The organism is Micavibrio sp. TMED2 (assembly GCA_002168225.1).
Taxonomy (GTDB): domain Bacteria; phylum Pseudomonadota; class Alphaproteobacteria; order TMED2; family TMED2; genus TMED2.
The window spans coordinates 629,185-655,751 of record NHBH01000009.1 but is presented as its reverse complement, the minus strand read 5'-3'; the positions used below and the strand labels follow the sequence as shown (position 1 = coordinate 655,751).

Genomic DNA, 26,567 nt, shown 5'->3' with positions numbered 1-26,567 from the left:
AACAGGTGCACACCATACACCCCTAATACAAGTCTTTGTTAAGAGATAATCCCCTTTAACCATCAAACAAGCATCAAGCGATGCGTAACCATGGTTTACGGGGTAAAAAAACCGTCTTCCAGCCCGACAGCATTTCCTGCGCCGCCATAAACCCGGGAGCCAGAATGCCAATCGCCTGCCCGTCCTCAACAACAGCAGGCAATGACCAGCGGAGCCGTGCGGCCATATCGACAAGGTCACATGGCAGGTCAGGTTTCAAGGCGCGCCAGATCGCATTGTCAGCCGGGACAACATGCCACTGCTTGCCGTAGTCAGAATCTGCTGCCGTAATCAAAAAACGGCTGTCCCAGAGCACTGCCTGTCCTGCGGCCAATATCATTGGACGTACATCAATCGCCGCCACTTCGCGCGTGACGATAATGCGAGACACACCAGCCTGTGTGGTCGGCGTCATCTGGCAACCGCCCAGCGTCATGCCCTTCAACCCCTCAAAATCAGCATCCAGCCAAACATCAAGCCGTGACAGCGCCTCACGGCCGAGCGGGTATCGCCGTCCACCCACCGTTTCAATCATCCGGGCGAGGATTGCAGAGCGGTGGCGGGCTGGCACCCGGACAAAGGCCGGCCAGTCAATGCCCCCCTGCCCCATGGCATCAATAGCGGCAGAACGGACTGCATGGGCCGCCACATCGCGGTTGATCGTATCGGCAATCGCAGCCTGCTCCACGGCACTTGCCTGCAACCGTTCCGGTGTCAGTCCCAGATTGCTGAATGTCGCTGCCTGACGCCGTAATTCGGTCCTGAGGAAGCGTGGATCATCATTGGTCGGATCATCAATCACCGGCAGGTTTGCCACCGCGCAGGTCGCACTCAGACGCTCACGGCCAATGCCAAGCAGGGGGCGCAAGACACGCATGCCTTTGCGATAGGAAACCTCCCGCATTGCCGCCAGCCCATCCGGGCCGCTGGATTTGGCGAGCCGCATCAGCACGGTTTCCGCCTGATCGTTGAGATGATGGCCCGTAAACAGGTGCAGCACCCCATGGCGCGCGCACCAGTCATTCAGCAGCTGCCAGCGATTGTTGCGCGCGGTCTCCTCGATCCGACTGACCGGCGCGCGGTCGGTGACGGTCAGGATATGCGCAGCAACGCCACGGTTTTGCCAAAACGCCGCCGTTCGTTGCGCTTCATGAGCAGCTTCAGGGCGCAGATTGTGGTCAACGGTCAGGATAACAAGCTTGCCGCCCCGGTCGGCAATCCAGCGCTGGAGCAACCAGGCAAGCGCCATGCTGTCACGGCCACCGGAAACGGCGACCGCCAGCCTCGGGCGCGCCTCAAACGGGCCGAGCCGTTCCATGATCGCGGCAAATTCGGTCGCACCGATCGGATCGGCGCTGCCAACAGCCTCGGTATGGAGCAGTTTAGCTGTCACCACATTCCAGATCGCGGCGCTCGGCCAGCGCCTGTTGTTTAACCGAGCTGGTTGCCTGTGGGTATTCCGCGGACAGCCGGGTCAGGGTCATGCAGGCTTCCTGCTTCTGGCCAAGGCGGCCAAGGGACATGCCGAGCTTAAGCAGGTTCTCCGGGCCTTTTTCGGTGCCGGGGAACTTCTCGTAGCCTGTGGCGAAGGCAACTGCCGCCTCACGGTAGTCGCCGTTCACGAAATGGGTTTCTCCAAGCCAGAACTGGGCATTGGCCGCCAGTGGGTCATTGGGATGCAGGGCGAGGAACTGGCCAAGGGCATCTGCCGCCGCATCGAACTGGTAGCGTTTCAGCAGACCGAAAGCGTAATCATACTGGGTCTGGGCATCGCCATCAGGCAGGGTTACGGCAACCGGCGTGGCGGAAGCCGTCTGGTTGGCCATCACACCACCGGTATTTGCGGCACCGGTGGTTGCCGTTTCCAGTGGCTGACTGGCATTGCTGCCCGGCTCAATCGCACCACCGGGCAGGCTGCCCGAGGCATTATCCGCAGGCAGGGCACCGGCACTGCCGCCATCGGCAGGCAAGACACCAAGGGTACGCACCGTGCCGGTATCAGGATCAATATCCGAGACGTTGCCGGTTGTGGTGCTGGCAGGCGGTGCGGATGCCACCGGATTGTTGTTCACATTATTTATGGCATTGGGCCGCACAATACGTGGTTGCTGGGTCAGTGGCGCACCCGGCGCTGACTGAGGTGACACACTCGCGCCATCGCTGTTTTCAAGCCGATATTCGATATCACCCAGCGCCCGGTCGAGGCGGCCATTGAGCTGGTTCATATCATGGCGCAGACGCTCGACCTGTCCGGTCAGGTTGCGCATGGCACCTTCCAGCCCCTGCAGTCGGGTTTCAAACTCCGCCGCGTATCCGGCTGGCAGATCACGAACAGCTCCGGCAGAGGCACCGCCCGATGCACCACCGCGATAGACCTGACGGCTCAGGGTCTGCATTTCCCGCTCGATGCGCTCAAGCCGATTGCCGACATCCTGCGAGCCATATTGCTGGGCAACAGCCGGGGCAACACCCACCACGCAAAACAGGGCAGCGGCGGCAAACAGGCGGGGCATGTGATTTTTGCTAATCATGAAACAACGTACTCAAAGAGGAATTTTCGCGCAGTTTAGCGCATGAATGCGGCCAGATTTCAGCATTTACGCGGCAGTATCAAGCAAACATGGCAAAACGGGCCGCCAGCATGTGGCTGGCAGCCCGTTAGTGCATTTTTCAAACCGAAACCGGATTAACGGAGAACGGTAACGCCGCGGCGATTCTGTGCCCATGCAGATGGGTTGGAGCCGACAACTTCCGGACGCTCTTTACCATAAGAGATGGTGGTGATGCGGTTTGCAGCAACGCCATTGGCGATCAGGTAGCTGCGAACGGCATTGGCACGACGCTCACCGAGGGCGAGGTTGTATTCACGGGTGCCGCGCTCATCGGCATGACCTTCAACAACGACGCTGTAGGTGGTGTACTGGTTCAGCCACGCAGCCTGATTGTCCAGGGAGTTGCGTGCTTCGGCAGACAGGCTGCTTTGGTCGGTATCGAAGAAAACGCGATCACCGACGGTGACGACGAACTGCTCTTCAGAACCGGCAACCGGGCCCGGCCCGCGAGGACGGGTATCTGTTGCGGTATTACTGTCGCCGTCGCCAGTACCGGTGCCGTCGATAGTTGGATCATTGGTCGCACAGGCCGCGACGAGCAGCATGGCAGCAAAGAGAGAAAGCAGGCGGGTACCCATATTCAAGGCTTCCTTATGTCGAGAAGTTAGTTTGTTGTTCATGTGGCCACAGCTGTCACTATTGGCAGCCGGCTTCGTGAAATGGGGTTGTAAAGGAAATTGTCGCGCGAGTGAAGTGTTTGCGTATCGTAAACGCAATTTAACTCATATGGTTCACTTTGTTGATAACAATTATGGGATCAGGGATGACCACGCCGGGTCGGAACCATCCACCGGAGTGCGCACCATCTGTTCATTCTGACCGGTCAGATCGATAGTATAGAGGCGGGCACGGCGCTGGCCGTTACGGGTTTCTTCTTTGAAGTACATCAATACCCGGCCATTCGGCGCCCAGGTCGGTCCCTCCACATGGAAAGCCTCGGTCAGCAGCCGTTCACCGCCACCATCGGGGCGCATGACACCGATATAGAACCGGCCCTTGTGTATCTTGGTAAAGGCGATCAGATCACCGCGTGGTGACCAGACCGGGCTGGCATAACGCCCTTCACCAAAGCTGATCCGCTGGGCCGAGCGGCTGTCGGCATTCATGACATAAAGCTGTTGGGCACCGCCACGATCGCTCTCGAATACGATACGGCGACCATCGGGTGAATAGGATGGCGAGGTATCAATCGCCGGGCTCTCGGTCAGTCGTGCCACCTGCCGGGTGCGCAGATCCATGGAATAGATATCGGTATTGCCGTTCAGCGCTTGGCTCATGATCACCCGGTTGCCATCGGGTGAGAAGCGCGGGGCGAAGGTCATGCCGGGAAATGATCCCAGCACCTCGATCCGGCCGGTGTCGATATTCAGCAGATAGACCCGTGGCTGGTTGTTCACATAAGCGAGATAGGTGATTTCCTGTGCCGTCGGCGAGAAGCGCGGGGTCAACACCAGCGTACTGCGGTCGGTCAGATAGCGGTGGTTGAAGCCGTCCTGATCCATGATCGCGAGACGTTTGATCCGATGGGTCGCCTCGCCCTCCTCGGAGATATAGACGATACGGGTGTCGAAATAGCCGTCCTCACCTGTAATCCGCTTGTAGATCGCATCGGAGACGATGTGCCCGACCCGACGCCAGTTCTCCGGCACGGTGGTATAGGCAAGACCGGCAATTTCCCGCTCGGCGAAAACATCCCAGAGGCGGAACTCAACCCGCAAGCGACCATCCGGCAGGGTTTCAATGGCACCACCGATCAGGGCCTGAGCATCAATGATCCGCCAGTCGGCATAGCGTGGGCCGACCTGCAGGGATTCCGCCGTCTGGATAAAGGCATCGCTGCTGATGGGTCGGAACAGCCCTGAGCGCTGCAGGTTATTGGCGATTACCCCGGCCAGTTCCTGCCCTACCCGCTTGTCATTCGGGGTGGTGCCGACAAATTCGGTAATGGCAACCGGTAACGGCTCCACCACACCCTGTGTGATGTCGATCTCAAGCTGGGCCTGTGCCGGACGGATACCGGCGCTCAAGATAACCAGAGCAGAGAAAACCGTAATCAGTATGCGCATCAGAACATATCCCGGGGGCTGAAAGTCATGATCGTCGTTTTCCACGACTGATAACCATCTAAAGGTAAAGGTGTCAGCGGGCTAGCCTGTTTCACGGCTCGCATGGCCCGTTCGACAAAGGAACGATAGAAGCCGTCGTTGTTATAACGCCGGGTATCCTCGACCAGTTTCACACTCACAACCTCACGCTGGGCATTGAGTGTGATTTCCACAACAGCAATCATATCGGCGATGCCCTGGGCACCGGCATCGATGTTCCAGAACTGGCCCACATGACGGCGCAGGGCATCGGCCTGGCTGGCGGTCAGGCGGTCGGAGGTACCACGGGTCACAACCGAAATGGATGACGCTGTTGCCTCGGCACGGTTGCGTTGCAACTGCTCGGCAATCGCCTCATCGGTACGCGGTGCCGGTTGGGTATCATCCAGATTGCGCAGGACCGAAGCCAGAAAATCGGTACGTGACGGCTCTTTCGGCGTCTCTGCCTGCTGTGCCGGTTGTGGCCGTGGCGGCGGTGGGGTCGGCTTTGCGGTCGGGACCGGGGCCGCCGGGGCTGTTGCCTCGGGCGTTGGCTCTGGTTCCGGTGCCGGGGTTGGTTCGGGGATCGGCTCCGGTGCCGGTTGAGGCTCTGGTGCTGGCTCCACGATTGGATCAGGCGCAGGCGGTTCCGGAGCTGGCACAGGGTCCGGGATAGGTTCTGGTGCCGGTGGCGGCTCATCGGCAACCGGGGCTGGTTCCGGCGCAGGTGTCGGTTGCGGGGCGGGCTGAGGTGGTGCCTGTTCGACCGGTGTTGGCTCAGGCTGCGGCTCCGGCTCGGCCACCGACAGTTGCGGTTCCTCGGCGAGGGTCTCGGTCGGGTCGTTGTTGGTCAGCCGGGTGAATGTGTCGAAGTCGATAACCTCGATCGGTACCGGCGGGGCAATCGGGCCGAGATCACGACCCAACTGTGGCGGCCCGATGATGATCGCCGCGAAGATCGCACCATGCAGCAGAAAAGACAGCGTCAGCCCGCGCCGATCCAGATTTCTGTCCGAGGTGACAGAAGATCGGGCATGAACTTTCGCCTGTCTGGATCGTCCTGCCATAATCAGTTACTTGGGTGTTTCAGTGATAAGGGCAACCCGCCGGAACCCGGCGCTGTTGATGACACCCATGACCTGCATGATATCGCCATAGGCCAGTTGCCGGTCACCACGGACAAAGATGCGGATATCAGGGTTGTTCTGGGTCACCGCACGCAGCAGCGGGGTCACGCGGTCAAGCTCGACCACGGTTTCCTGCACAAAAATCTGCCCCTCGGCATCAACGGTTACAACCACCGGCTCTTCCGGATCATTGAGCGCGCTGGCCTGACTTTGCGGCAGTTCCACCGGCACACCGACGGTCAGCAGCGGAGCCGAGACCATGAACACGATCAGCAGCACCAGCATAACGTCAACGAATGGCGTCACATTGATTTCCGCCATCGGGGTATAGGCACGCCGTCCACCGCGCCGGGAACCGGATTGTTTCAGGGAAACACCCATGATGCTTACAGCTCCTCTTCCAGCGTTCTGGACAGGATGGCGCTGAACTCGACCGAGAATGCCTCGAGCCGGTCGGCATAGCGGGTCAGACGGGTGGACAGGATATTGTAACCGATAACCGCCGGGATCGCGGCGACGAGGCCAAGGGCGGTGGCAAACAGCGCCTCGGCAATCCCCGGCGCGACAACCGCGAGGTTCGTGCTCTGCTCATTGGCGATTGCGGTGAAGGAATTCATGATGCCCCAGACAGTACCGAACAGACCGATAAACGGCGCGGTCGAACCGACACTGGCCAGCACCTGCAGGCCCTTCTCGACCCGCTCCATCTCACGACCGATGGTAACGGCCATCACCCGCTCGATCCGCTGTTGCACGCTGGCGGCGAGGCTGCTGCCCTTCTTGCCCTCGGGTGGCGGGGCATTGCGCCATTCACGCATGGCAGCGGCAAATACCGCGCTCATCGGATCGCGCGGCTTGTCGCCGATGCGCTCGAACAGCGCATCAATCGAACTGCTGCCCCAGAAGTCACGCTCGAACTTGCCGGCGGCAACGCCGAGGCGCTTCAGCTGAAAAGCCTTGGAGAACATGATCCCCCAGCACCAGACGGATACGAAAAGCAGCAGCAGCATCACCGACTTCACAATCAGATCGGCGCGCAAGAACAGGCCAATCATGGTCAGATCGCCGCCATGGGCGAGACCAACGCCTTGGGCCGCAGTGATGACTTCGGTTTCCATATTTTTCCTACTGGTTACTGGTGTTGACCAGCGCGGGGGCCCGGCTGGCTGGATATGCGCTATTCCTATATTGCTGCTTCAGGGGATTGCTCAAGCCCCTGTCACAGCTAAATGTTGGCTCATGAAACTGTCACGTATGTCTGTCGGTAACCGGACCGGCCTGCCACGGTCGTCAATACAGGCCAGCGTGACCGTCAGTGTCGCCAATCTTGTGGGGATATTTTTGTCGGAAGCATGGCCGTCAGATGGCAGTTCCGGTCCATGATCATTATTCCGGTCGATCTGTTGCGCCAAAACCAGCCTCGCACCGCTGATCGATTCCACCCAGGTGTTGACGGTCAGACAATCATCCATCACTGCCGGGGCATCGAAATCGATGGTCAGGCTGCGCGCGGCAAAGACCACGCCGGTATCGGCCTTCATCGCCGTCTGATCGATACCGAGACAGCGCAGGAACTCGGTCCGGCCACGCTCGGCGAATTTCAGGTAATTGGCGTGATAAACGATGCCGCCAAAATCCGTGTCCTCGTAATAGACACGAACCGGCAGGACGTGCTGTCCGTCAGTAATCCGGCCGGTGCTGGGGCGTATAGATTGCTGCATCACGTGCCACTGCCATCCGGGTTGAACAGGTCAGCGGCGGCCCGTTGCTCAATATCCGCCGGTGCGGGCAGGCCCAGATAGCGATAACCGCTGGCGCTCAGGCAACGACCGCGCGGGGTGCGCTGGATCAGCCCCTGTTGCAGCAGGTACGGCTCGATCACTTCCTCGATCACGTCGCGCTGGTCTGCCAATGCCGCCGCGAGGGTCTCCGCCCCGACCGGGCCACCGCCATATTTCTCGGCGAGACAGGCGAGATAGCGGCGATCCATGGCATCGAGGCCATGGGCATCTACCTCAAGGCGCTGCAAGGCACGATCGGCGACCGCCTTGTCCACCAGCGCGGAACCATCGACCACGGCAAAATCCCGCACCCGTTTCAGCAACCGCCCGGCGATACGTGGCGTACCGCGGGCCCGGCGGGCAATCTCCAGCGCCCCGGCATCATTCATGGCAATACCGAGCTTGACCGCATTGCGCCCGACAATGGTTGCCAACTCGTCATGCTCGTAAAATTCCAGCCGCAGCAGAATGCCGAAGCGATCCCGCAGCGGGTTGGTCAGCAGTCCGGCACGGGTTGTCGCCCCAACCAGCGTGAAAGGCGGCAGGTCAATCCGCACCGAGCGTGCGGCAGGCCCCTCACCGATAATCAGATCGAGCTGGAAATCCTCCATTGCCGGATAGAGCACTTCCTCAACCGAGGCGTTGAGGCGGTGGATCTCGTCGATGAACAGAACATCGCGCGGCTCGAGATTGGTCAGGATAGCAGCCAGATCACCGGCCTTGGTCAACATCGGCCCGGATGTAGCCCGGAATCCGACGCCCAGCTCGCGAGAAACAATCTGCGCCAGCGTGGTCTTGCCCAGCCCCGGCGGTCCATGAAACAGGGCATGGTCGAGCGCCTCACCGCGCTGGGCGGCGGCACCGACAAACACCGAGAGATTGTCGCGCAGCTTGGCCTGGCCGACGAAATCGGCAAGGCGTTCGGGGCGCAGGGCACCATCTGCCGCGCGGCCATCATCAATATCATCGGCGGTCGGTTCACCCGTCACCAGTCTGTCGGGGGCAAAATCACTCATGATGGCGCCAGCTCTTTCAGCCCGCCACGGATCAGGGCATCAATGCTCGCATCCTCACCCAGTTCCTGCGCTGCCTTCAGTGCCGCGCGATGGGCATCGGAACGGTCATAGCCGAGATTGGCGAGCGCAGAGACCACATCCGGCACCAGCGCATTGCCACCGGCATTGGCCGGGGCAACCGGGGCGGGAGCAGCAGCTGGCTTGGCACTGCCATTGACGGCAGCAACGGCAACCGGCGTGGTGGCAGAGCCAACCAGCTGTGGAATCTTATCCTTCATTTCCGAGACGATGCGCTGGGCCAGTTTCGGGCCGACACCATCGGCGCGGGTCACCGCACGTTTGTCCTCGGACGCAATGGCGGTCGCCAGATCATTGGCGCTCATGACCGACAGGATTGCCAGCGCCACACGTCCGCCAACGCCCTGCACATTGGTCAACAGTTTGAATGCCTGCTGTTCCTCAGCGGTCGCGAAACCGAACAGGGTGATGGCATCTTCCCGGACCTGCATATGGGTCAGGATGCGCACGGCATTGCCGACACCGCCGAGCAGACCGAGGGTGCGGCTCGATGCCTGCACCGTAAAGCCGACACCACCGACCTCGATCACCGCGCTATCGGCAAAGATGGCGGCAACCTGCCCGTTCAGACTGGCTATCATGAGGCACCTGCCGCAGCGGCAATACGGGCCGCCCGTTGGGCCGCACCGCGATGATGGGCATGACAGATAGCAACGGCGAGCGCGTCTGCCGCATCTTCCGCCCCCGGCCCGGTGCCGAGTTCCGCTGTAGGCAGCAATGCCTTGACCATATGCTGCATCTGGTCCTTGGCCGCATGGCCGAAGCCGGTCAGGGATTTCTTGATCAGATTGGCCGAATACTCACCAACGGTCAGACCGCAACTGGCAGGTGCCACCATGACGACGCCGCGTGCCTGTCCCAGTTTCAGTGTGGATTTCGGATTCTGGTTCACGAATGTCTCTTCTATCGCGGCCTCGGCGACCTGATGCAGCTCAACCAGTCCGCGCACACCGGTAAACAGCGTATTCAGACGCTCGGCGAGCGGAGCATCCGCCTTCGGCTGGATACAACCGGCGGCAACAAACTGCATCCGGCTGCCATTGACCGCAATAACCCCCCAGCCGGTCCGCCGTAATCCGGGGTCGAGACCGAGAATGCGCAAATCACCTGGGGTTGTCTGGATCAAGACGCCAGCCGTTCCATAACCTCGTCGGCAATATCGAAATTAGCCGACACCGTTTGTACGTCGTCATTGTCGTCCAGGACATCGAGCAGCTTCAACAGGGTTGCCGCCTGATCCTCGTTCACCGGGATGGTATTCTGCGGCACCCACGCCAAAGTCGCGCGTTCCGGGTCGCCAAGTTTTTCCGCCAGCGCATCGCGAACCGCGGCGAAATCCTCTACCGGGGTGGTAATTTCGTGGCTTTCCTCGTTCGATTCGACGTTTTCAGCGCCCGCCTCGGCGGCCACTTCAAACATGGTATCGGCATCACCGGCACTGGCCGGATAGACGATCTGGCCAACCCGGTCGAACATGAAGCTGACCGAATTGGTCTCACCCATCGTGCCGCCATGCTTGGTAAAGGCAGAGCGGATTTCAGCCGCAGTCCGGTTACGGTTATCGGTCAGTGCCTCGATGATGACGGCAACGCCGCCGGGGCCATAACCCTCATAGCGCATCTCGTCATAGTTCTCGGCGTCGCCCTCGCCGCTGCCGCTCTTGATCGCACGCTCGATGCGTTCGTTCGGCATATTGGCCTGTTTCGCCGCCGCAATCGCAGCGCGCAGGCGTGGGTTCATGTCAGGGTCAGGCATACCGCTTTTGGTTGCCACCGTGATCTCACGGGCGATCTTGGTGAACAGGCGTGCGCGCTTGGCATCCTGCGCGCCCTTGCGGTGCATGATGTTTTTGAATTTGGAATGGCCAGCCATGGCGGGAAAACTCTCCGTCCAGTCGTAAATCGGATCAAATATTGATGGTAGGCATTGTGTAGCGCACCGGAAAGCACCTGCCAACGTTAAGAATGTGGAAAATGATTAGTGGTTTCTTGGCTTGTTTGTGGGATGCTTTATAAGGCATCACCATTCCAGTTAGCGGTTGAACGGAATTTCCCGATACATGCGCCTGCGTTTTGATCAAATCTCGGTTCTCGTGGCAGACGACAGCCCGACCATGCGGCAGTTGCTGAAATCCAGCCTCGACGGCTTCGGTGTCCGCCGGGTCATGATGGCCCATGATGGCAATCAGGCCTTTGACATGTTCAAGGATGAATGGGCCGATCTCGCCATTGTTGACTGGAACATGAAGCCGACCAATGGCATCGAGTTTGTCCGCCTGCTGCGTAACAGCCCGGAAAGCCCGAACCCCTATGTGCCGGTGCTGATGCTGACCGGCCATGCGGATATGGACCGGATCGCCGAGGCGCGCGACGCCGGTATGACCGAAATCCTGAGCAAGCCGATCTCGCCAAAAATCCTGCACCAGCGGATCGAGGCGGTATTCAGCAACCCGCGTACCTTCATCCGCTCGCGCAATTATTTCGGTCCCGACCGTCGCCGTCGCGGCAGCGGCTATCTCGGCAATGAGCGCCGCTCCACCGCCGATGACATTAAAGGCGACATCAAGGGCGACAACTAAGCCCCCTGAAACTGTTTCGTTAAACCGAGAGCGTTGAAGCAACGACCCAGCTTGCATCCGGCGTTGCCGGTTGCAGGGCACCACCCATGCGGAGCGGCGTTACCCGCTTTGCGAGACCGGTCGCATCATCGGTTTCCAGCAGCAGACCGGAGATTGTCGCCTCACCTGTCGCCGGGCTCATCCGCTCGGTCGGCAGGCGCTGGGTGAACTTGGCGAGTGAAACCGTCTTTTCCATGCCGATCACACTGTCATAGTCGCCGCACATACCCGCATCGGTCTGATAGGCCGTCCCACCGGCAAGGATATGCAGATCGGCGGTCGGCACATGGGTATGGGTGCCCACCACCAGCGATGCCCGACCATCGAGATAATGGCCCATGGCCATCTTTTCGGAAGTTGCCTCGCCGTGGAAATCGAGAATGACCGCCTGCACATTGTCGCCGAGGCGATAGCGGTCGAGCAGCTTTTCGATGGCATCGAACGGGCTGTCATTCAGTTCCATGAACAACCGGGCCATAGCGTTGATGACCAGCACCTGCCGGTCGTCATCGAGCTTGTAGACACCGAAGCCGTTGCCCGGCGTGCCCTTGATGAAGTTCAACGGTCGCAACAACCGGCCATCGCCACCGATATGGTTGATGATCTGGCGCTGGTCCCAGATATGATTGCCCGTGGTGATGCAATCGACACCGGCTGCATAGAGGCTGTTGCAAATCTCGGGCGTGATCCCGAAACCATGCGCCGCGTTCTCGCCATTCACGACCACGAAGTCGAGACCATAGCGTTCACGCAGGTCGGGTACCGCGTTGATAACCGCATCCCGACCGGAACGGCCAACCAGATCACCGAGGAATAATATCTTCACGTCACTACCAGACTTGTCTCATCTCAAACGGACGGCACCGCGTACCGGGTTGGCATCGACATAGCCTCTTGCTCGGTAATGATCCAGTCCAAGCATTGATCGAATTGATCCACCGGCAACTCGTCCACCGCCTGTGCCGTATAGGCAAGCCCAATGGTTACAATGCTTTTCGAGGCTTTGAGCGCGGCAATGGTGCGATCGTAAAAACCACCACCCATGCCGAGGCGATAGCCGCGCGGGTCAAAGGCAACCAGCGGCACCAGTAATATATCCGGCTCCAGCTGCGGCGCAGTTTCGGGCGGCACCAGTATGTTGAGGCGACCGGTTTCCAGCACCATATCCGGCGTCCATTGGCGAAACACCAGCGGCACGTCGAGGCTCAGCACCACCGGCAGGGCAACCCGCTGTCCCGTAGCATTGAGGGCGGTCATGATCGATCCGGGATCGGCCTCGCCCTTGATCGGCCAGTAACCGGCGATCACCGGCGGCGGCGCATCCTGTGGCCAGTCACCGAGCAGTTCTGTCAGCAAGGCGATGGCATGTTGCGCTATACCGGCATCAAGCGCCGGATCGGACACGGCCTTACGGGCCGCCAGCATGGTCTGCCGCAAGCGGTCTTTCCGGGTTTCGATTGTAGGAATGGTGTCGGCCATGAAACCGGCCCTGTTCAGTCAGCCCCGTAATCATCAGCAGGGCAAAAGCGTGAGAGGCACCACAAGTACCGTACTGTCTGTCTTATCCACTAGCGGCCAAACCACTAGGTGGGCGCCGTTAATAACAGGGCCACGGCCCTATCAGTGACAGCTCCCGAGATAATAATTATCGCCCCTGGGATATAGTATGACCACACGCATATCGCAGTCACCTCTCACCCCTTTAATCTAGGGTGCTTCCATGCTGTCTGCAATCGCTGCGACGCGACGGGTCAAATATTCCACCGCTTCGACCGCCTGATCGGTGAGGTCGTCATTCGCCGCTGTCGGCGTGGCATCGCCGTTTTTGGCGCTTGCCTGACGCTTTTGCTCGAACAGCTCATCGGCCACCATCAGCGTGGTGAGCGCCATAACAATGGCATCGCTGCTGCCCGGCGCCGCATTGGAAATCTGCTGAGCCCGGTTATCGACGAAATTCGCCAGTTCCTGTACCCGGCCTTCCTGACCGTCATCACAGACAACCGGATATTTCCGGTGATTGATCGTAATCTCAACCCGCGCCACCGGCACTCTCCTTCAACAGGGTTTCCAGACGGTCGATCGAACTGTCGACCCGGTCGCGCATGGCAACCAGCTTCAATTCCACCTGCGGGTCCGTTGCGGACCCGTTATCCGATGATGCAGGCGCAGCGTTCTTGGCCGCTTCTTCCATCGCCTGCTGATGGCGCGTCGCCTGCTGGGTCGCGTTGCGTTGCAAGCGGTCCAGTTCGCGATCCAGCGCCTGAAGTGCTGTTCTGAGTTTATCCGACACGGGGCATCACCATATGCGGTGGGGTTGTTCTGAAGATTTTTACAAAAACTAGGGCAAGCATGGCGCAAAGGTCCAGCCCAACCAGCGTTGTTTTGCACAGGAAGGCAAAATTAACCCCGGCTTCACGTCGCGTATAGCTGATCTGAGCAAGGAAAGACACCGTGGTTGTTGACGCTTTGCTGTCAGAACGGCATGTTCGCGCCAGAATCAGACACCATTACCGACAGGGCTGTGCTATCCCGATGCGATCCCGACGGTGGTGGGCCAGAAGAAGCTGCCTGAACCCGATCATTTAAACAGCGACAGAGAACGACCCAGACCATGTCTCAAGCCAGTGCCGAAACCCTGCCCATGACCGATGCCGTTCCCCATAACGATCTTGCCAATGCCTTGCGTTTTCTCGCCATTGACGCGGTGGAACAGGCCAATTCCGGTCACCCCGGCATGCCGATGGGCATGGCCGATGTCGCCACTGTCCTCTATCGCAAGTTCCTGAAATTCGATCCGGCAGCCCCGGAATGGCCCGACCGCGACCGCTTCATCCTGTCTGCCGGTCATGGCTCCATGCTGCTTTACGGCCTGCTGCACCTCACCGGTTACAAGGCATTCCCACTGGAATCGCTGAAGAACTTCCGCCAGATCGGCTCGATCACCGCCGGTCACCCGGAAGTCGAGCAACATGCTGGCATCGAGACCACCACCGGGCCACTCGGTCAGGGTATCTCCACCGCCGTCGGCTTCGCCCTTGCCGAGCGCACCATGAATGCACGTTTCGGTGACGATCTGGTTGACCACTACACCTATGTCATCGCCAGCGACGGCGACCTGATGGAAGGCATCAGCCACGAGGCCTGCTCACTCGCCGGTCACCTCGGCCTGTCCCGTCTGATCGTGCTGTTCGACGATAACGGCATCTGCATCGACGGCCCGACCTCGCTCAGCTTCTCCGACGACATCACCAAGCGGTTCGAGAGCTATAACTGGGATGTGCAGGAAATCGATGGCCACAACCCGGCAGAGATCGAAGCCGCCATCGCCAAGGCAAAAACCACCGACACCCCGTCGATTATCCGCTGCAAGACCCAGATCGGTTTCGGTGCACCTAACAAGGCCAATACCTCCGGCGCGCACGGCTCACCACTGGGCAAGGATGAGATCGCAGCAACCCGCGAGGCACTCGGCTGGTCACATGAGCCATTCGTTGTCCCCGCCGCAGTCAAGGCGGCTTGGGAACAGGCTGGCACCCGCAACAAGGCTGATCATGACAGCTGGCAGTCACGCTATGCTACCAATGCCCAGCGCCCGGCCTTCGATGCCGCCATCTCGACCGATGTGCCGGCAGCGCTCGCCAGCACCATCAATGAGTTGAAAAAATCCGCCAGCGCCGACAAGCCATCACCGGCAACCCGCGCGGCGTCCGGCATGGTTCTGGAAGAAATCCTGCCGGTTGTCCCGGAAATGATCGGCGGCTCTGCTGACCTTACCGGCTCAAATAACACCAAGACCAAAACCGGTGGCATCCTCGACCGTGACAACTATGCCGGTCGCTATATCCATTACGGTATCCGCGAGCACGGCATGGCCGCTGCGATGAACGGTATGGCCCTGCATGGCGGCGCTATTCCCTATTCCGGCACCTTCCTTGCCTTCTCCGACTACAACCGTCCGGCACTACGCCTCGCAGCCCTCATGGAACAGCGTGTCATCCACGTCATGACCCATGACAGCATCGGCCTCGGCGAGGATGGCCCGACCCACCAGCCGGTTGAGCATCTGGCTGCCCTGCGTGCCATTCCAAACCTGCTGATGTTCCGCCCATGCGATCTGGTCGAGACTGCAGAGACCTGGCAGGCCGCCCTTGAAGCCACCAAGTCACCATCGGTTCTGGCCCTGACCCGTCAGGGTCTGCCGACCCTGCGTGTCGAGCACACAGAGGAAAACCTGGTCGCCAAGGGTGCCTATATCCTGCGCGAACCTGCCGAGGCACCGAAGGCGCTGATCATGGCTTCCGGTTCTGAGACCCATCTGGCGGTTGAGGCGGCTGAGGCTCTGAATGCCGAGGGTATTCCAACCCGCGTCGTCTCCGCCCCTTGCCTTGACCTGTTTGACTTACAATCTGATGAGTATAAAAAATCGGTTCTCGGCACCGACATCGCCCGTGTGGCGATCGAGGCGGCGATCGGCTTCGGCTGGGAGCGTTATATCGGCACCGATGGCAAGTTCATCGGCATGTCCGGCTTCGGCGCATCCGGTCCGTACAAGGAACTCTACCAACACTTTGGCATCACCGCGGAAGCAGCCGCACAGGCAGTCCGCGACCTTGTCAAATAACCCTGACCCAACCAAACACGAACAAACAACACTAACTCGGGAGCACTCATCATGACGACACGCGTCGCCATCAATGGTTTTGGCCGTATCGGCCGTCTGGTTCTGCGCGGTATCTTCGAAAGCGGCCGCAACGATATCGAAGTTGTCGCGATCAACGATCTGGCACCGGTCGATACCAATGTTCACCTGCTGAAATATGACAGCGTGCACGGTCGTTTCCCCGGCACCGTTACCGGCAAGAACAACGCCATGGTCGTCAATGGCCAGGAAATCACCGTGGTTCAGGAACGCGACCCGGCAAACCTGCCTTGGGCCGATATGGACATCGATGTGGCGCTGGAATGTACCGGCATCTTCACCGACCGCAACGGTGCTGAAAAACACCTGACCGCCGGTGCCAAGAAGGTGCTGATCTCGGCTCCTGCCAAGGAAGAGGACCTCACCGTTGTCTATGGCGTGAACCACGACCAGCTGACCGCCGATCACAAGATCGTCTCCAACGCATCCTGCACCACCAACTGCCTCGCCCCTGTCGCCTATGTGCTGAACAAGGCGATTGGCATCAATCACGGTCTGATGACCACGATTCACAGCTATACCGGTGACCAGCGCACGGTCGACACCATGCACAGCGACCTGCACCGTGCCCGTGCGGCGGCGGTTTCCATGATCCCGACCACCACCGGTGCGGCCAAGGCGGTCGGCAAGGTGCTGCCGGAACTGAATGGCAAGCTGGACGGTGTCTCGATCCGTGTTCCGACCCCGAACGTGTCTCTGGTCGACTTCAAATTCCAGGCTGCGCGCTCAACCACGGTTGAGGAAGTCAACGAGGCGATCAAGGCTGCTGCTGCCGAGGGTTCGCTCAAAGGCATTCTCGGCACCTATGACGAGCCACTGGTTTCCATCGACTTCAACCACGACCCGCACTCTTCAGTTTTCGCGCTGAACGAGACCAAGGTCATGGAAGGCACCTTCGTACGGGTCATGTCCTGGTATGACAATGAGTGGGGCTTCTCCAACCGCATGCCCGACACCGCCGTTGCCATGAAGGCAGCAGGCTAAGCAAGGTACAGGTATGGGGCTGGCCTAACCGCCGGCCCCACCTTCCGGCAGAAAATTGACACTGTCGATGGCAATTCCTTCGGGAAAGGCATCAATAGACTGGCGGATGATCCGTGCATGGGCGATCATCACACGCTCCAGACTTCTATCGGCTGATTGCAACGTGATCTTCAGCGGCACGGCAACCCGCCATTGGTAAATCGCCGCGTCCACACCACTTGAAACCAGCTTCGGTTCGCCCGCCAGTTCCGGTGTCACCACGAACCGACCGCTTTGCATCATGTTCACCACATCGATTCGCTCAAGCGTACGCTCAAACAGCGTCCAGCCGTCATTGGTGAAATAGGGCCGCAACTCCGCCAGCTGGTTATAAAATTCACGGGCATCAAAGGTCACGGCCTTAGCCAACACCTCGGTTGAATATTCCAGCACCTGCTGATCGGTCAGCCCCGGTGCCGCGAGGCGATCACGGCGCAAATCCTCGACATTCGGCGGTGGCGGACCACCGATGCCACCACGCTGATGGATCACCATGGCACTGACGCCGACAACCACCACGATGATGAACGCAATCAGGCTGACATAAAATCGGCCATCGCTGTTCTTTTCATCCAAAGGATCATCCATAGCGACCTACCTTCACAGGTTTTGCAAAAACCAATTACCAGAGTGGATTATACCAGAAATTGAATACGGAACCTGATCAATGTTCTCAGTTCGTTTGCGTATTCCGGTTCACGATTGTCATCGACTGCACTTTCAATCCCAGAAAGGCATTCTCATCCTCGGTTCTGGCAATGATATATTGCAGCCGAACAGGATAGGACAACTCATTGGTTTCAAAAGATATTGTCAGGTTGCTATCACCCTCCAATATCCAGATATAAGTGCCGCCCACCGGCCCCTCGGTTGTCACCTCGGGTATTTCTTCCGGATCGATCGCCACAGTGACATTGCTCTGTCGCAGATAATCGATGCTGCGGGTCTGCTGCAGCAAAGCAATAAACCCACGATAGCCCTCAGGCGTGAAATAGCGTTCCGCAGCTTGCAGTTTCTGGTCGAAATCCGCGGATTTCAACGTCAGGTCCTGAACAATGATCCGGCGTAACCAGGCACGCACCTCAAGCGGTTTTCTGTCGACTTGCGACAAATCATATTCGGGCGTTGGAATAGACGGCACCAGGAAATTCGCCATCAATGCCGCAAACGCAACAAAGCCGAAAATGATCAGACCGCGCCCCAGTGGCGTATTCATTTGCTTGACCAGTACCTGTTAAAATGTCCGGAACGAAACTGACGGCAAGGTTCCCTACCCCTGCTATCCGGGTCAAGCCAGAAATAGAAAACGGGATTTGAGCAGCGGCAAGCTGTCTTGAAATGGTGACGCTGGACAGTTGTCTGAGCTGATTGGCTGGATCAGCCAGTTCCGGCGTCGTCGAAATCCATACGCACCAGATCACGGCGGGTGGACAGCATCTGTACCAGCCGTCGATAATCAACCTTGGCATCATGGTTCCGGTCCATAGGCAGACGATCAACCACAACAATGCCGGAAATGCCGGTCATGCCGATAATCTCCTGCATCGCCTCCAGTTCAAGGCTGGCGCTGCTCTCGATCACCAGCAGGCTGCGGCCCTCGTGATCGACACAGGCAAGCCGCCGCAGGCCAAGCTGGCAACGGGCCGCTGCCTCCACCGCGAGTGGATAGGTGGTGCCAAGCTCATCCTCCATCCGGGCAAGACACCGGCCCATGAGCCAGAGACGCCCCTGCCCGTCGATGGTCCCGGCATCGCCGGTGCGGTGCCATATCTGGCCGCCGACGGTGAACTTGGTCTCGATCTCGCTGCGCCCGTTCACATAGGTTGTCACCATATGATCGGCAGCTATCACCACCTCACCAACCTCACCGGGCTCGAGACAATACTGCTTGAACTCGGAACGGGTGAACGGGCCGATCGGCATACCGTAATCATCCGGCAGGATGGCAAGCTCTACCTCCGGTACCGGCTTGCCCACCAAGACGCCACGCCCGACCGAAGTCGCGAGACGATCGGCGGAAATCATGTCGGCGAAGGACTGCTCAGCAATCGGGTCTACCTCGGGGTGGCCATAGACAATACGCAGCGAGCCATGCTCCAGCGCCTTGTCCAGCTTTTGCGCGATATCCGGGTAAATCGGACCGGTGACGATCACATCATCCATCGGCAGGCTGTCATTGCCGAGGCTGTCGACCAGCTTGGCCGCCATGGCCGGTGAAATAACGAGCCGTGAGACCATCGCCGGTTGCTCGCCCTCGGTCAGCAATATCTCGGCGTTCAGCAGACGATTGACGCTGCGCTTGTCAGCCTGACTGAGCAGCACGGTCGGCACGCCGAGTGCGAGGTTGCTGAGTGCCACGGTCGGAATATTCGTTGCCGTCACCGAAGTTGCCAACGGTGCCAGCACGGCGGACATGGCCGCATGCTGTTCGAGTATCTGGGCATGGGTGCGGACGATACCCAGCGGATAACCGGATGGTCCGGCGGTAAACGTGATAATGGCCGCCTCGGTCAGCGGCAGATTGACCGTCTCCACCGGCTCCGAGGCCATGGCCCGCGCCCATGAGGTCGAGCTCCACGACCAGCCACTGGTACGCAGCCGAGCCGGGATACGCCGGATCGCCGGTTCACCGAGGCTGAGCGACAGCATCCGGGACGGCCCGATAATGCCGAGCGGCTTCAGATCACGACAGGCGGCACGGAGATTGGATTTCAGGTTGGAAGGGTCGATAAATACAGCAGTCGCGCCGACCCGCAGCACCGCCAGCAGGGCGACATAGAGCCGGACCGACATCGGTTGCATGACCAGTACCGGATCACCGGAGCCAATACCGCGCTGACGCAGCCATCCGGCGAGACGGGCGGATTGCGCGTCCAGTTCCTCAATGGTGACCGGTGCCACACCGGAACGGTTGAGGTCGATCAGCACCCGTCCGATGCCATTGACCTGGCCGGACAGGAGTACATCACACGCATTGGTGATCTTCAAATTCGCAAAAGACACTGGAACACCCTTGTATCCCATGTCGCCATCATCCACCCGTGTCGATGGCGGCATATTCGCTCGCCAAATGCTGAACCGGGACAGGGAAAAAGAGGCCCGCCGATGGATCAGCACACTTCCCGACAGCATAGTGATCCATTTTCCCGGCCTTGTCACTCGCCCTGTGGGCAAATTATCGTGACACGGTCCGGGCGGCCTATCGGCGCGTCGAGGTACCGCGAATTTCCGACATGGTCTGGCGCGTGGTAATCGCTTCCGGATCAATGATCAGCTCGAGCAGCGCTGCCTTGCCGCTCGCCTTCGCCCGGGCATAGGCATCGGCAAATTCAGCGGTTTTGGTCAGGCGCTCGCTGTGCCAGCCATAGGAATGCGCCAGCGCGACAAAATCGGGGTTCACCAGCTCGGTACCGATCACGCGATCCGGATATTCCCGCTCCTGATGCATACGGATGGTGCCGTACATGCTGTTATTGACCACGATCAGCACCGGGGTCGCGCCATACTGGGCAGCCGTACCCATCTCCGGCAGCGCCATCTGGAAGCAGCCATCGCCAACCACGGCCACAACATCACGCTCGGGATAGATGATCGAGGCAGCAATCGCCGCCGGTACGCCATAGCCCATGGCCCCGCTGGTCGGGGCCGCCTGTGTGCGGAAACCACGATACTGGAAATGCCGGTGCAGCCAGGCGGTTGAGTTGCCAGCGCCGTTACAGACCAGCGCATCTGCAGGCAGCACCTCGTTCAGATGCGCCACCACCTCGGACATGTTCATCTCACCCGGTGCCGGTTTCGGCTGGATATTCTCCAGGTAATCGGCATGACGTTGCGCGGTCCAGTCATCCCAGCCCCGGCTCGCGACCGGCGGCTCCGCCGCCAGCGCCTGTGCCGCCAGTGCGGTACCGCTCTGGATTGCCAGATCAGGCTGATAGACACTGCCAAGCTCAAGATCGCTCGGATGGATATGGATCAGGGTCTGATGGGTGCGCGGCGGTTTGATCCGGGTATAACCGCCCGTGGTCATCTCGCCCAGACGCGGGCCGATCACCAACAGCAGGTCGCTCTCCATCACCGCCTTGTTCAGCGCCGGGTTGATACCGATCCCCACATCACCGGCATAATTGCGATGACGATTGTCGAACCGGTCCTGCGCGCGGAAGCTGCAGCCGACCGGCAGGTTGTTGGCCTCGGCAAAACGGGTGATGGCGGTAATGCCCTCATCACTCCAGCTTGGACCGCCGAGCAAGACGAACGGCTTCTCGGCCTTCGCCAACATGGCCATAGCCTGCTTGATCTGGCCCGGCTGCGGCGCGGCAAGGGTTGTTGCGGCAGGCTCGACCGGACGGGCGGTCAGGCCACCCGGTGGCAGATCAAAGGTCTCGCTGGTCAGGTCCTCAGGCAGTGACAGGACAACCGGGCCGGGCCGACCGGATTGCGCCATATGGAAGGCACGGGCGATATATTCCGGGATACGCTCGGCCCGGTCGATCTCCGCCACCCATTTGGCGAGCGGGCCAAACATGGCGCGGTAATCCACTTCCTGAAACGCCTCACGGTCCTTCATCGCGCGGCCGACCTGACCGATCAGCACCACCATCGGGGTGCTGTCCTGCATGGCGGTATGGATGCCGATACTGGCATGGGTGGCACCCGGTCCACGGGTCACCATGCAGACACCCGGCTTGCCGGTCAGCTTGCCATAGGTCTCCGCCATATTGGCGGCACCGTTCTCGACCCGGGTAATGACGAACTTGATCCGGTCACGCACCGGATACATGGCATCGAGCACGCCGAGATAGGATTCCCCCGGTACGCCGAAGATCGTATCGACCCCCTGAATCAGCAGTTGTTCAACAAGGATGGTGCCGCCGGTAACCGGATTGGGCGAAGGGGTAAGCATTATCTGACCTCAAGCATGACCACTATATGCAGCAACTCTTAATCGATTGCCGGGCCGGGCGCCACAACGCCATGATCACTCATGCTTGAGGTGAGAATTTCGGGTTGAAGATAGCCAGTTCCGCTTGCAGCAAAGCCATGAGCTGCTCTGCGAAATCACGGTCATGATCAAAGGCTCCTGCCCTGATCCGATCGGCCAGCAGCCGAAGAGCCTCACCGGCATCATGGCCGTCACCCGCGCCATGTCCAGCAAGCCATGCCTGCATCTGTGCCGCGAGCTGCTCATCGACAGCGTCTTGCATGGTCATCTGGCGCTCGGCGATGGCCAGCGCATTGGCGATCATCAGCACTGGATATTTGACCGCATCAGCCTCCTGACCGAGCACGTCCTCGGTCAAGGTCGTGCGCGCCAACCGGATCAGCAATTCGGGGGTGATGCCGGTCATGCGCGCCCTCCTTCCAGTTCGGTGATCTGGGTCAGCATATGGGCTGCACATTCAAGGGCAATCGGGCCGGTCAGCGCCAGTTCAAGACTCTGCTCGCCGCCACTGGTGACCCTGTCGCCCTGCTGCAGGGCAATGATGCCCCAGCGGATCAGCGCCATCACCTCCCAAAGCAGCACACGCTCATGATCAACCCGATGCGGCAGGGCGAGCGTTTCAGCCTGTTGGTCATAGCCCTGATAGAACGCTTCACGACTACCGATACCGCCCGCTTCCCGCGTCATCTGGCCGAAGCGCCAGCAGCGGGCCAGAAACCAGCCCAGATCCTCCATCGGATCGGACCAGGCGGCAAATTCCCAGTCGAGAATGCCGGTCAACTGCCCATCGGCCACCATGTAGTTGCCCGTACGGAAATCCGCATGGATCAGCACAGTGCTTGCCGGTTCGCACTCGTCCATTCGCCGTTCGAGCCAGCGCAGACCATATTCCAGCGCCAACCGCCCGGCGCTGTCAGCCGATGGGAGTTCGTCGAGATAGCGCCGGTACAGCGCTATCCGCGCCGCCATGGGATTGGCCGGTGGTGAGCCTAGAAAGCCGAGATCAGCCGCCAGTTCATGCGCCGGGTGCAGTTGATGCAGGCAGGCCAGTTGCTGCCCGAGTGCCGCCGCCAGATCATCCCCCGCCTGCCCGGCCAGCGCCGAATCACGGACCAGCTTGCGCCCGACGGCCATGCCGTCAATCCGGCGCATTAGGACAAATGGCTGGCCCAGCACCGCATCGTCATCACAGGCCAGAACCGGTTCCGGCACTATAACGCCGATGCTGTACGCAGCCTGCAGAACCCTGAATTCCTGTAACCGGTCAAGGCTGACGGAAACCGAGGATGGCGCATCGGTTCTGAGCACCAGCGCATGCTCCCCGGCCATCGGACCGCCGGTAACCGTGATATCGAGGGCGATATTCTCCTGAATGGCACCACCACTGAGGCGGTTGGCCGTATTCAGAGCAACATTATCGGCAGACCAGCAACGGCAAAGGTAGCCGGGTAGCCGGGCCAGACGGTTATCCAGAGAGACCGGTGAGGCGGCATGAATATTCACGGTAAAAACAGCCCTTCGCATCTGGACAGAACGCACAGGTTATGGAACGTTACAGCCGCTTTGACCAGAGAGGTCGCATCAAACCATCTGAGAAACATTGGTCCCGCACCTCCCGTCTGCATCATTCATCCAACAAACAGCGAGCTTGTTGCCATGACTTACCGGCACATCATCACGCGCTTTCTCATTCTACTTGGGGGCTTGTTTATCCTTATGACCGAAACCGGCGAGGCCGTTGCGGCCGATCTCGAAAATACGCTCTATCTCGACCTGAAAGATGGCCGCGTCACCATTGAAATGCGTCCCGATCTGGCACCACGCCATGTGGACCGCATCAAGGAACTGACCCGCGAAGGCTTCTATAACGGCATCGTTTTCCACCGCGTCATTGACGGCTTCATGGCCCAGACCGGTGATCCGACCGGCACCGGTGCCGGTGGCACTGGCGTCAAGCTGCCAGCAGAGTTTACCCCGACCAATTTCGGGCGCGGCACCATCGGCATGGCCCGTACCAATGACCCGAACAGCGGCGACAGCCAGTGGTTCATCTGCTTCGATGACTGCAGCTTCCTGAACGGCAAATACACCGTCTGGGGTCAGGTCGTTGACGGCATGGACCATGTGGATGCCATCACCCGTGGCGAGCCACCCGCAGACCCGGACCAGATCGTCCAGTTGCAGGTTGCTGCTGACGCACAATAACGCCGTCAAAGAACTGCCATACGGCACTGAAATCAAGAGGCCGACGCCATCCGACGCGTCGGCCTTTTTTTGCGCAGCAAAAACTTGTTTGTGCGCCAATGTTGCTCAAAGTCCCCACTCTCGAAGGCAAGTTGACTTATACGTCACTTACCCTCCAGCTTTCTTGATCAACCCCGGAAAAGCCTATAAATCCTGCGCCTAGTCGATGGTTCTGCCGCATTCTCCACGAGAGTTTCGGCCAGCGCGGGAAAAGCTGCTGTAGCGAAACAATCACAGCGCTTTTCACACACGCCTGACATGCGTGGAACTGTTGGCTTTCGGTGTTTATCACCGACAAAAAAGAACAAAGACAAACACCGGCAACCGCAGCATGTGGGTCGGCGGCTCCAAAAAACGGAGCAAACTTTCGGGGAGGCAAGGAAGCCAATGATCAACAACAACACACTGCTGTCCAGCACGGCATTGAAGCCACTCGCGGGCATTCTCGGCATTGCGGCGATTGCCGGTATGGTTGCAACGGCACCATCGAAAGCCGATGCCGCCGATTTCGAGTTCTGGGGCATCCAGGCACAGTTTGACACCACCCTGACCGCAGGCGCGACCTTCCGTACGCAGGACCGCGACAGCAGCAATGTCGGTATCTCAAACGGCGGCAGTGCCCAATCGGTCAATGGCGATGACGGCAACCTGAACTATGACACCGGCATCGTCTCGCTCGCGTTCAGTGCCAACCACGAACTCGACCTGCAATATGAAAACTACGGTGCCTTTGTCCGCTTCGGCTATCTCTATGACTTCCTGAATGCCAACAAGGACAATACCGAATTTCGTGACCTGAGCGATGATGCGGTCAACCGCGTCGGTCGCCGCTTCGATCTGTTCGATGCCTATGTCACCGCCTCCTATGAGGTTGGCGAGAATGAAATGCCACTCGATTTCCGGGTCGGTAATCAGGTTCTGAGCTGGGGTGAGAGCACTTTTATCCAGAACGGCATCAACGTCATCAACCCGCTGGAGGCAAGCCGCTTCCGCGTTCCCGGTTCGCAGATCCGTGACGCCCTGACCCCGGTGCCGATTCTCGACGCCAATCTCGGTATTACCGACAATCTGAGCGTTGAAGCCTTCTATCAGTTCATGTGGGACAAGACCGAGCCGGAAGCTGCCGGTACCTTCTTCAGCACCAGCGATATTGCGTCGCCCGGTGCCAATCAGGTGTTCCTCGGCTTCGGCCATCCGCTGGTGCCTGACGCTGCGGTTTCTGTCACCACCCCGGTTACCCCGCTCGGCTCGCGCGCTCCACGCGCTGCCGATGACGAGCCGGACGATCAGGGCCAGTTCGGTTTCGCGGCGCGTTACTTCTCGCCCGAGCTGAATGACACCGAATTCGGTGCCTATTTCATCAACTATCACAGCCGTCTGCCGGTTATCAGCGGTGTGACCGGTACCCCGACCGATCTGGCGGGTATTACCAGCGCCAACTACGCGGCCGGTTCACGCTATTTCCTTGAGTACCCGGAAGACATCCAGCTGCTGGGTGCCAGCTTCAACACCACGCTTGATGCCATCGGCCTGCGCGGCATGTCCCTGCAGGGCGAATACTCCTACAAACTAGATCAACCACTCCAGATCGATGATGTGGAGCTGCTGCAGGCTGTTGTCGCACCGGGTGCAATCGCAGGCTCATGCTCTGCTGCTCCAACCTCTGCTGCCTGTCAGGGCACCATCGCCGCCTTCAACACCAATCAGGTGATCCAGAAGGAAGGCGGGATCAATCTCGGCAACCTCAACAGCTTCTTCGGTCGTGAGATTGAGGGCTATAAAGAGTTTGACGTCTCCCAGTTCCAGATGACCGCAACCCAGCTGTTCGGCCCGAACCTCGGTGCCAACCAGGTTGTTGTGCTCGGTGAAGCAGGCTTCACCTATATTCACGGCATGGACAGCGGCGAGCGCCTTGAAGGCCCCGGCACCTATATCGGTGGCAACCCGGTTCTCGCCGGCCCCGAAGGCTTCACCACCGACGGTTTCGGTGATCGCTTCTCATGGGGTTATGTGCTGGCAGCACGGGCCGACTACCTGAACGCCATCGGTGCCATCAACCTGTCACCAAGCATCGCGTTCTCGCACAACGTCAACGGTACGACACCATCGCCGCTCGGCAACTTCGTTGAAGGTCGCAAGGCCATCAGCATCGGTCTTACCGCGACCTATCAGAACCAGATTTCCATGAACATGCAGTACACGAACTTCTTCGATGGCGGTGATTACAACCTGCTGCGGGATCGTGATTTTGCATCGATTTCCATTAGCTACTCGTTCTGATAGACATTACGTAAATAGAACTATC

Annotated in this window: 27 protein-coding genes, 1 other RNA gene and 1 pseudogene; 6 read left to right on the top strand and 23 right to left on the bottom strand. The window is 59.5% G+C overall.

Going from position 1 to position 26,567, the window contains the following annotated elements; translation table 11 throughout:
* Positions 1–73: 73 nt before the first annotated feature.
* The 5 genes from CBB62_14710 to CBB62_14690 all read right to left on the bottom strand — a co-directional run bounded on the left by CBB62_14710 (position 74) and on the right by CBB62_14690 (position 5,049).
* Positions 74–1,435: a tRNA lysidine(34) synthetase TilS gene (locus CBB62_14710; protein OUT39611.1), complete on the bottom strand. Its 1,362-nt coding sequence runs from the start codon at positions 1,433–1,435 to the stop codon at positions 74–76.
* Positions 1,422–2,570, bottom strand: coding sequence for a tol-pal system protein YbgF (locus CBB62_14705; protein ID OUT39610.1), 1,149 nt, complete (start codon positions 2,568–2,570; stop codon positions 1,422–1,424). The genes CBB62_14710 and CBB62_14705 overlap by 14 nt, the downstream gene beginning before the upstream one ends.
* A gap of 155 nt (positions 2,571–2,725) precedes the next feature.
* The gene (locus CBB62_14700; protein ID OUT39609.1) at positions 2,726–3,229 is read right to left on the bottom strand and encodes a peptidoglycan-associated lipoprotein; all 504 of its coding nucleotides are present in this window, start codon (positions 3,227–3,229) and stop codon (positions 2,726–2,728) included.
* 171 nt (positions 3,230–3,400) lie between these two features.
* Positions 3,401–4,717 (bottom strand): Tol-Pal system beta propeller repeat protein TolB, encoded by a 1,317-nt coding sequence (locus tag CBB62_14695; protein ID OUT39608.1) that lies wholly within the window; start codon positions 4,715–4,717, stop codon positions 3,401–3,403.
* Complete coding sequence (locus tag CBB62_14690; protein OUT39607.1) at positions 4,717–5,049, bottom strand: hypothetical protein; 333 nt, start codon at positions 5,047–5,049, stop codon at positions 4,717–4,719. The genes CBB62_14695 and CBB62_14690 overlap by 1 nt, the downstream gene beginning before the upstream one ends.
* A gap of 7 nt (positions 5,050–5,056) precedes the next feature.
* On the opposite strand from CBB62_14690, the pseudogene CBB62_14685 reads away from it, so the two are divergent.
* Positions 5,057–5,485: pseudogene (locus tag CBB62_14685) on the top strand (hypothetical protein).
* 323 nt (positions 5,486–5,808) lie between these two features.
* On the opposite strand, the gene CBB62_14680 reads toward CBB62_14685, so the two are convergent.
* The 7 genes from CBB62_14680 to CBB62_14650 form a co-directional block, all read right to left on the bottom strand.
* Positions 5,809–6,243, bottom strand: coding sequence for a protein TolR (locus CBB62_14680; GenBank protein OUT39606.1), 435 nt, complete (start codon positions 6,241–6,243; stop codon positions 5,809–5,811).
* A gap of 5 nt (positions 6,244–6,248) precedes the next feature.
* Positions 6,249–6,980 carry a protein TolQ gene (locus CBB62_14675; GenBank protein OUT39605.1) on the bottom strand — a complete coding sequence of 244 codons (732 nt, stop codon included), beginning with the start codon at positions 6,978–6,980 and terminating at the stop codon, positions 6,249–6,251.
* Between the two features lie 90 nt (positions 6,981–7,070).
* A complete protein-coding gene (locus CBB62_14670; GenBank protein OUT39604.1) occupies positions 7,071–7,583 on the bottom strand; it encodes a hypothetical protein in 513 nt (170 codons plus the stop codon).
* The gene (locus CBB62_14665; protein ID OUT39603.1) at positions 7,583–8,659 is read right to left on the bottom strand and encodes a Holliday junction branch migration DNA helicase RuvB; all 1,077 of its coding nucleotides are present in this window, start codon (positions 8,657–8,659) and stop codon (positions 7,583–7,585) included. The genes CBB62_14670 and CBB62_14665 overlap by 1 nt, the downstream gene beginning before the upstream one ends.
* A complete protein-coding gene (locus CBB62_14660; protein OUT39602.1) occupies positions 8,656–9,318 on the bottom strand; it encodes a Holliday junction branch migration protein RuvA in 663 nt (220 codons plus the stop codon). Before CBB62_14660 ends, CBB62_14665 begins: the two co-directional genes overlap by 4 nt.
* Positions 9,315–9,839, bottom strand: coding sequence for a crossover junction endodeoxyribonuclease RuvC (locus CBB62_14655; GenBank protein ID OUT39601.1), 525 nt, complete (start codon positions 9,837–9,839; stop codon positions 9,315–9,317). Before CBB62_14655 ends, CBB62_14660 begins: the two co-directional genes overlap by 4 nt.
* Before the next feature lie 20 nt (positions 9,840–9,859).
* On the bottom strand, positions 9,860–10,609 hold the full coding sequence (locus CBB62_14650; protein OUT39600.1) for a YebC/PmpR family DNA-binding transcriptional regulator: 750 nt from the start codon (positions 10,607–10,609) through the stop codon (positions 9,860–9,862).
* Positions 10,610–10,796: 187 nt separating this feature from the next.
* Here CBB62_14650 and CBB62_14645 point away from each other — a divergent pair, with 187 nt between their 5' ends.
* Positions 10,797–11,315, top strand: a complete 519-nt coding sequence (locus CBB62_14645) for a hypothetical protein (protein OUT39599.1) — start codon at positions 10,797–10,799, stop codon at positions 11,313–11,315.
* A gap of 19 nt (positions 11,316–11,334) precedes the next feature.
* Here CBB62_14645 and CBB62_14640 read toward each other — a convergent pair whose 3' ends face one another.
* The 5 genes from CBB62_14640 to CBB62_14620 all read right to left on the bottom strand — a co-directional run bounded on the left by CBB62_14640 (position 11,335) and on the right by CBB62_14620 (position 13,644).
* Positions 11,335–12,180, bottom strand: a complete 846-nt coding sequence (locus CBB62_14640; GenBank protein OUT39598.1) for a metallophosphoesterase — start codon at positions 12,178–12,180, stop codon at positions 11,335–11,337.
* A 23-nt stretch (positions 12,181–12,203) separates the two neighbouring features.
* On the bottom strand, positions 12,204–12,833 hold the full coding sequence (locus CBB62_14635) for a 5-formyltetrahydrofolate cyclo-ligase (protein ID OUT39597.1): 630 nt from the start codon (positions 12,831–12,833) through the stop codon (positions 12,204–12,206).
* 52 nt (positions 12,834–12,885) lie between these two features.
* A non-coding RNA gene (gene ssrS, locus CBB62_14630) (6S RNA) lies at positions 12,886–13,047 on the bottom strand.
* A gap of 14 nt (positions 13,048–13,061) precedes the next feature.
* Positions 13,062–13,403, bottom strand: coding sequence for a hypothetical protein (locus tag CBB62_14625; protein ID OUT39596.1), 342 nt, complete (start codon positions 13,401–13,403; stop codon positions 13,062–13,064).
* Positions 13,384–13,644 carry a hypothetical protein gene (locus CBB62_14620; protein ID OUT39595.1) on the bottom strand — a complete coding sequence of 87 codons (261 nt, stop codon included), beginning with the start codon at positions 13,642–13,644 and terminating at the stop codon, positions 13,384–13,386. The genes CBB62_14625 and CBB62_14620 overlap by 20 nt, the downstream gene beginning before the upstream one ends.
* A gap of 351 nt (positions 13,645–13,995) precedes the next feature.
* Here CBB62_14620 and CBB62_14615 point away from each other — a divergent pair, with 351 nt between their 5' ends.
* Complete coding sequence (locus CBB62_14615) at positions 13,996–15,975, top strand: transketolase (protein ID OUT39841.1); 1,980 nt, start codon at positions 13,996–13,998, stop codon at positions 15,973–15,975.
* A 51-nt stretch (positions 15,976–16,026) separates the two neighbouring features.
* Positions 16,027–17,037, top strand: coding sequence for a type I glyceraldehyde-3-phosphate dehydrogenase (locus CBB62_14610; GenBank protein OUT39594.1), 1,011 nt, complete (start codon positions 16,027–16,029; stop codon positions 17,035–17,037).
* A gap of 24 nt (positions 17,038–17,061) precedes the next feature.
* Here the strand turns inward: CBB62_14610 and CBB62_14605 are convergent, their stop codons facing one another.
* From CBB62_14605 to CBB62_14580, 6 genes are all read right to left on the bottom strand, one after another.
* Complete coding sequence (locus CBB62_14605; GenBank protein ID OUT39593.1) at positions 17,062–17,664, bottom strand: hypothetical protein; 603 nt, start codon at positions 17,662–17,664, stop codon at positions 17,062–17,064.
* An 85-nt stretch (positions 17,665–17,749) separates the two neighbouring features.
* On the bottom strand, positions 17,750–18,292 hold the full coding sequence (locus tag CBB62_14600; GenBank protein OUT39592.1) for a hypothetical protein: 543 nt from the start codon (positions 18,290–18,292) through the stop codon (positions 17,750–17,752).
* 161 nt (positions 18,293–18,453) lie between these two features.
* Positions 18,454–20,208, bottom strand: coding sequence for a hypothetical protein (locus CBB62_14595; GenBank protein ID OUT39591.1), 1,755 nt, complete (start codon positions 20,206–20,208; stop codon positions 18,454–18,456).
* A gap of 67 nt (positions 20,209–20,275) precedes the next feature.
* A complete protein-coding gene (locus CBB62_14590; GenBank protein OUT39590.1) occupies positions 20,276–21,979 on the bottom strand; it encodes a thiamine pyrophosphate-binding protein in 1,704 nt (567 codons plus the stop codon).
* Positions 21,980–22,058: 79 nt separating this feature from the next.
* Complete coding sequence (locus tag CBB62_14585; protein OUT39589.1) at positions 22,059–22,424, bottom strand: hypothetical protein; 366 nt, start codon at positions 22,422–22,424, stop codon at positions 22,059–22,061.
* The gene (locus tag CBB62_14580; protein ID OUT39588.1) at positions 22,421–23,542 is read right to left on the bottom strand and encodes a hypothetical protein; all 1,122 of its coding nucleotides are present in this window, start codon (positions 23,540–23,542) and stop codon (positions 22,421–22,423) included. Before CBB62_14580 ends, CBB62_14585 begins: the two co-directional genes overlap by 4 nt.
* A gap of 132 nt (positions 23,543–23,674) precedes the next feature.
* Between CBB62_14580 and CBB62_14575 the strand changes: the two genes are divergently transcribed.
* Positions 23,675–24,223 (top strand): peptidylprolyl isomerase, encoded by a 549-nt coding sequence (locus CBB62_14575; protein ID OUT39587.1) that lies wholly within the window; start codon positions 23,675–23,677, stop codon positions 24,221–24,223.
* A gap of 297 nt (positions 24,224–24,520) precedes the next feature.
* Positions 24,521–26,542, top strand: a complete 2,022-nt coding sequence (locus tag CBB62_14570; protein ID OUT39586.1) for a hypothetical protein — start codon at positions 24,521–24,523, stop codon at positions 26,540–26,542.
* The last annotated feature ends 25 nt before the right edge of the window (positions 26,543–26,567 follow it).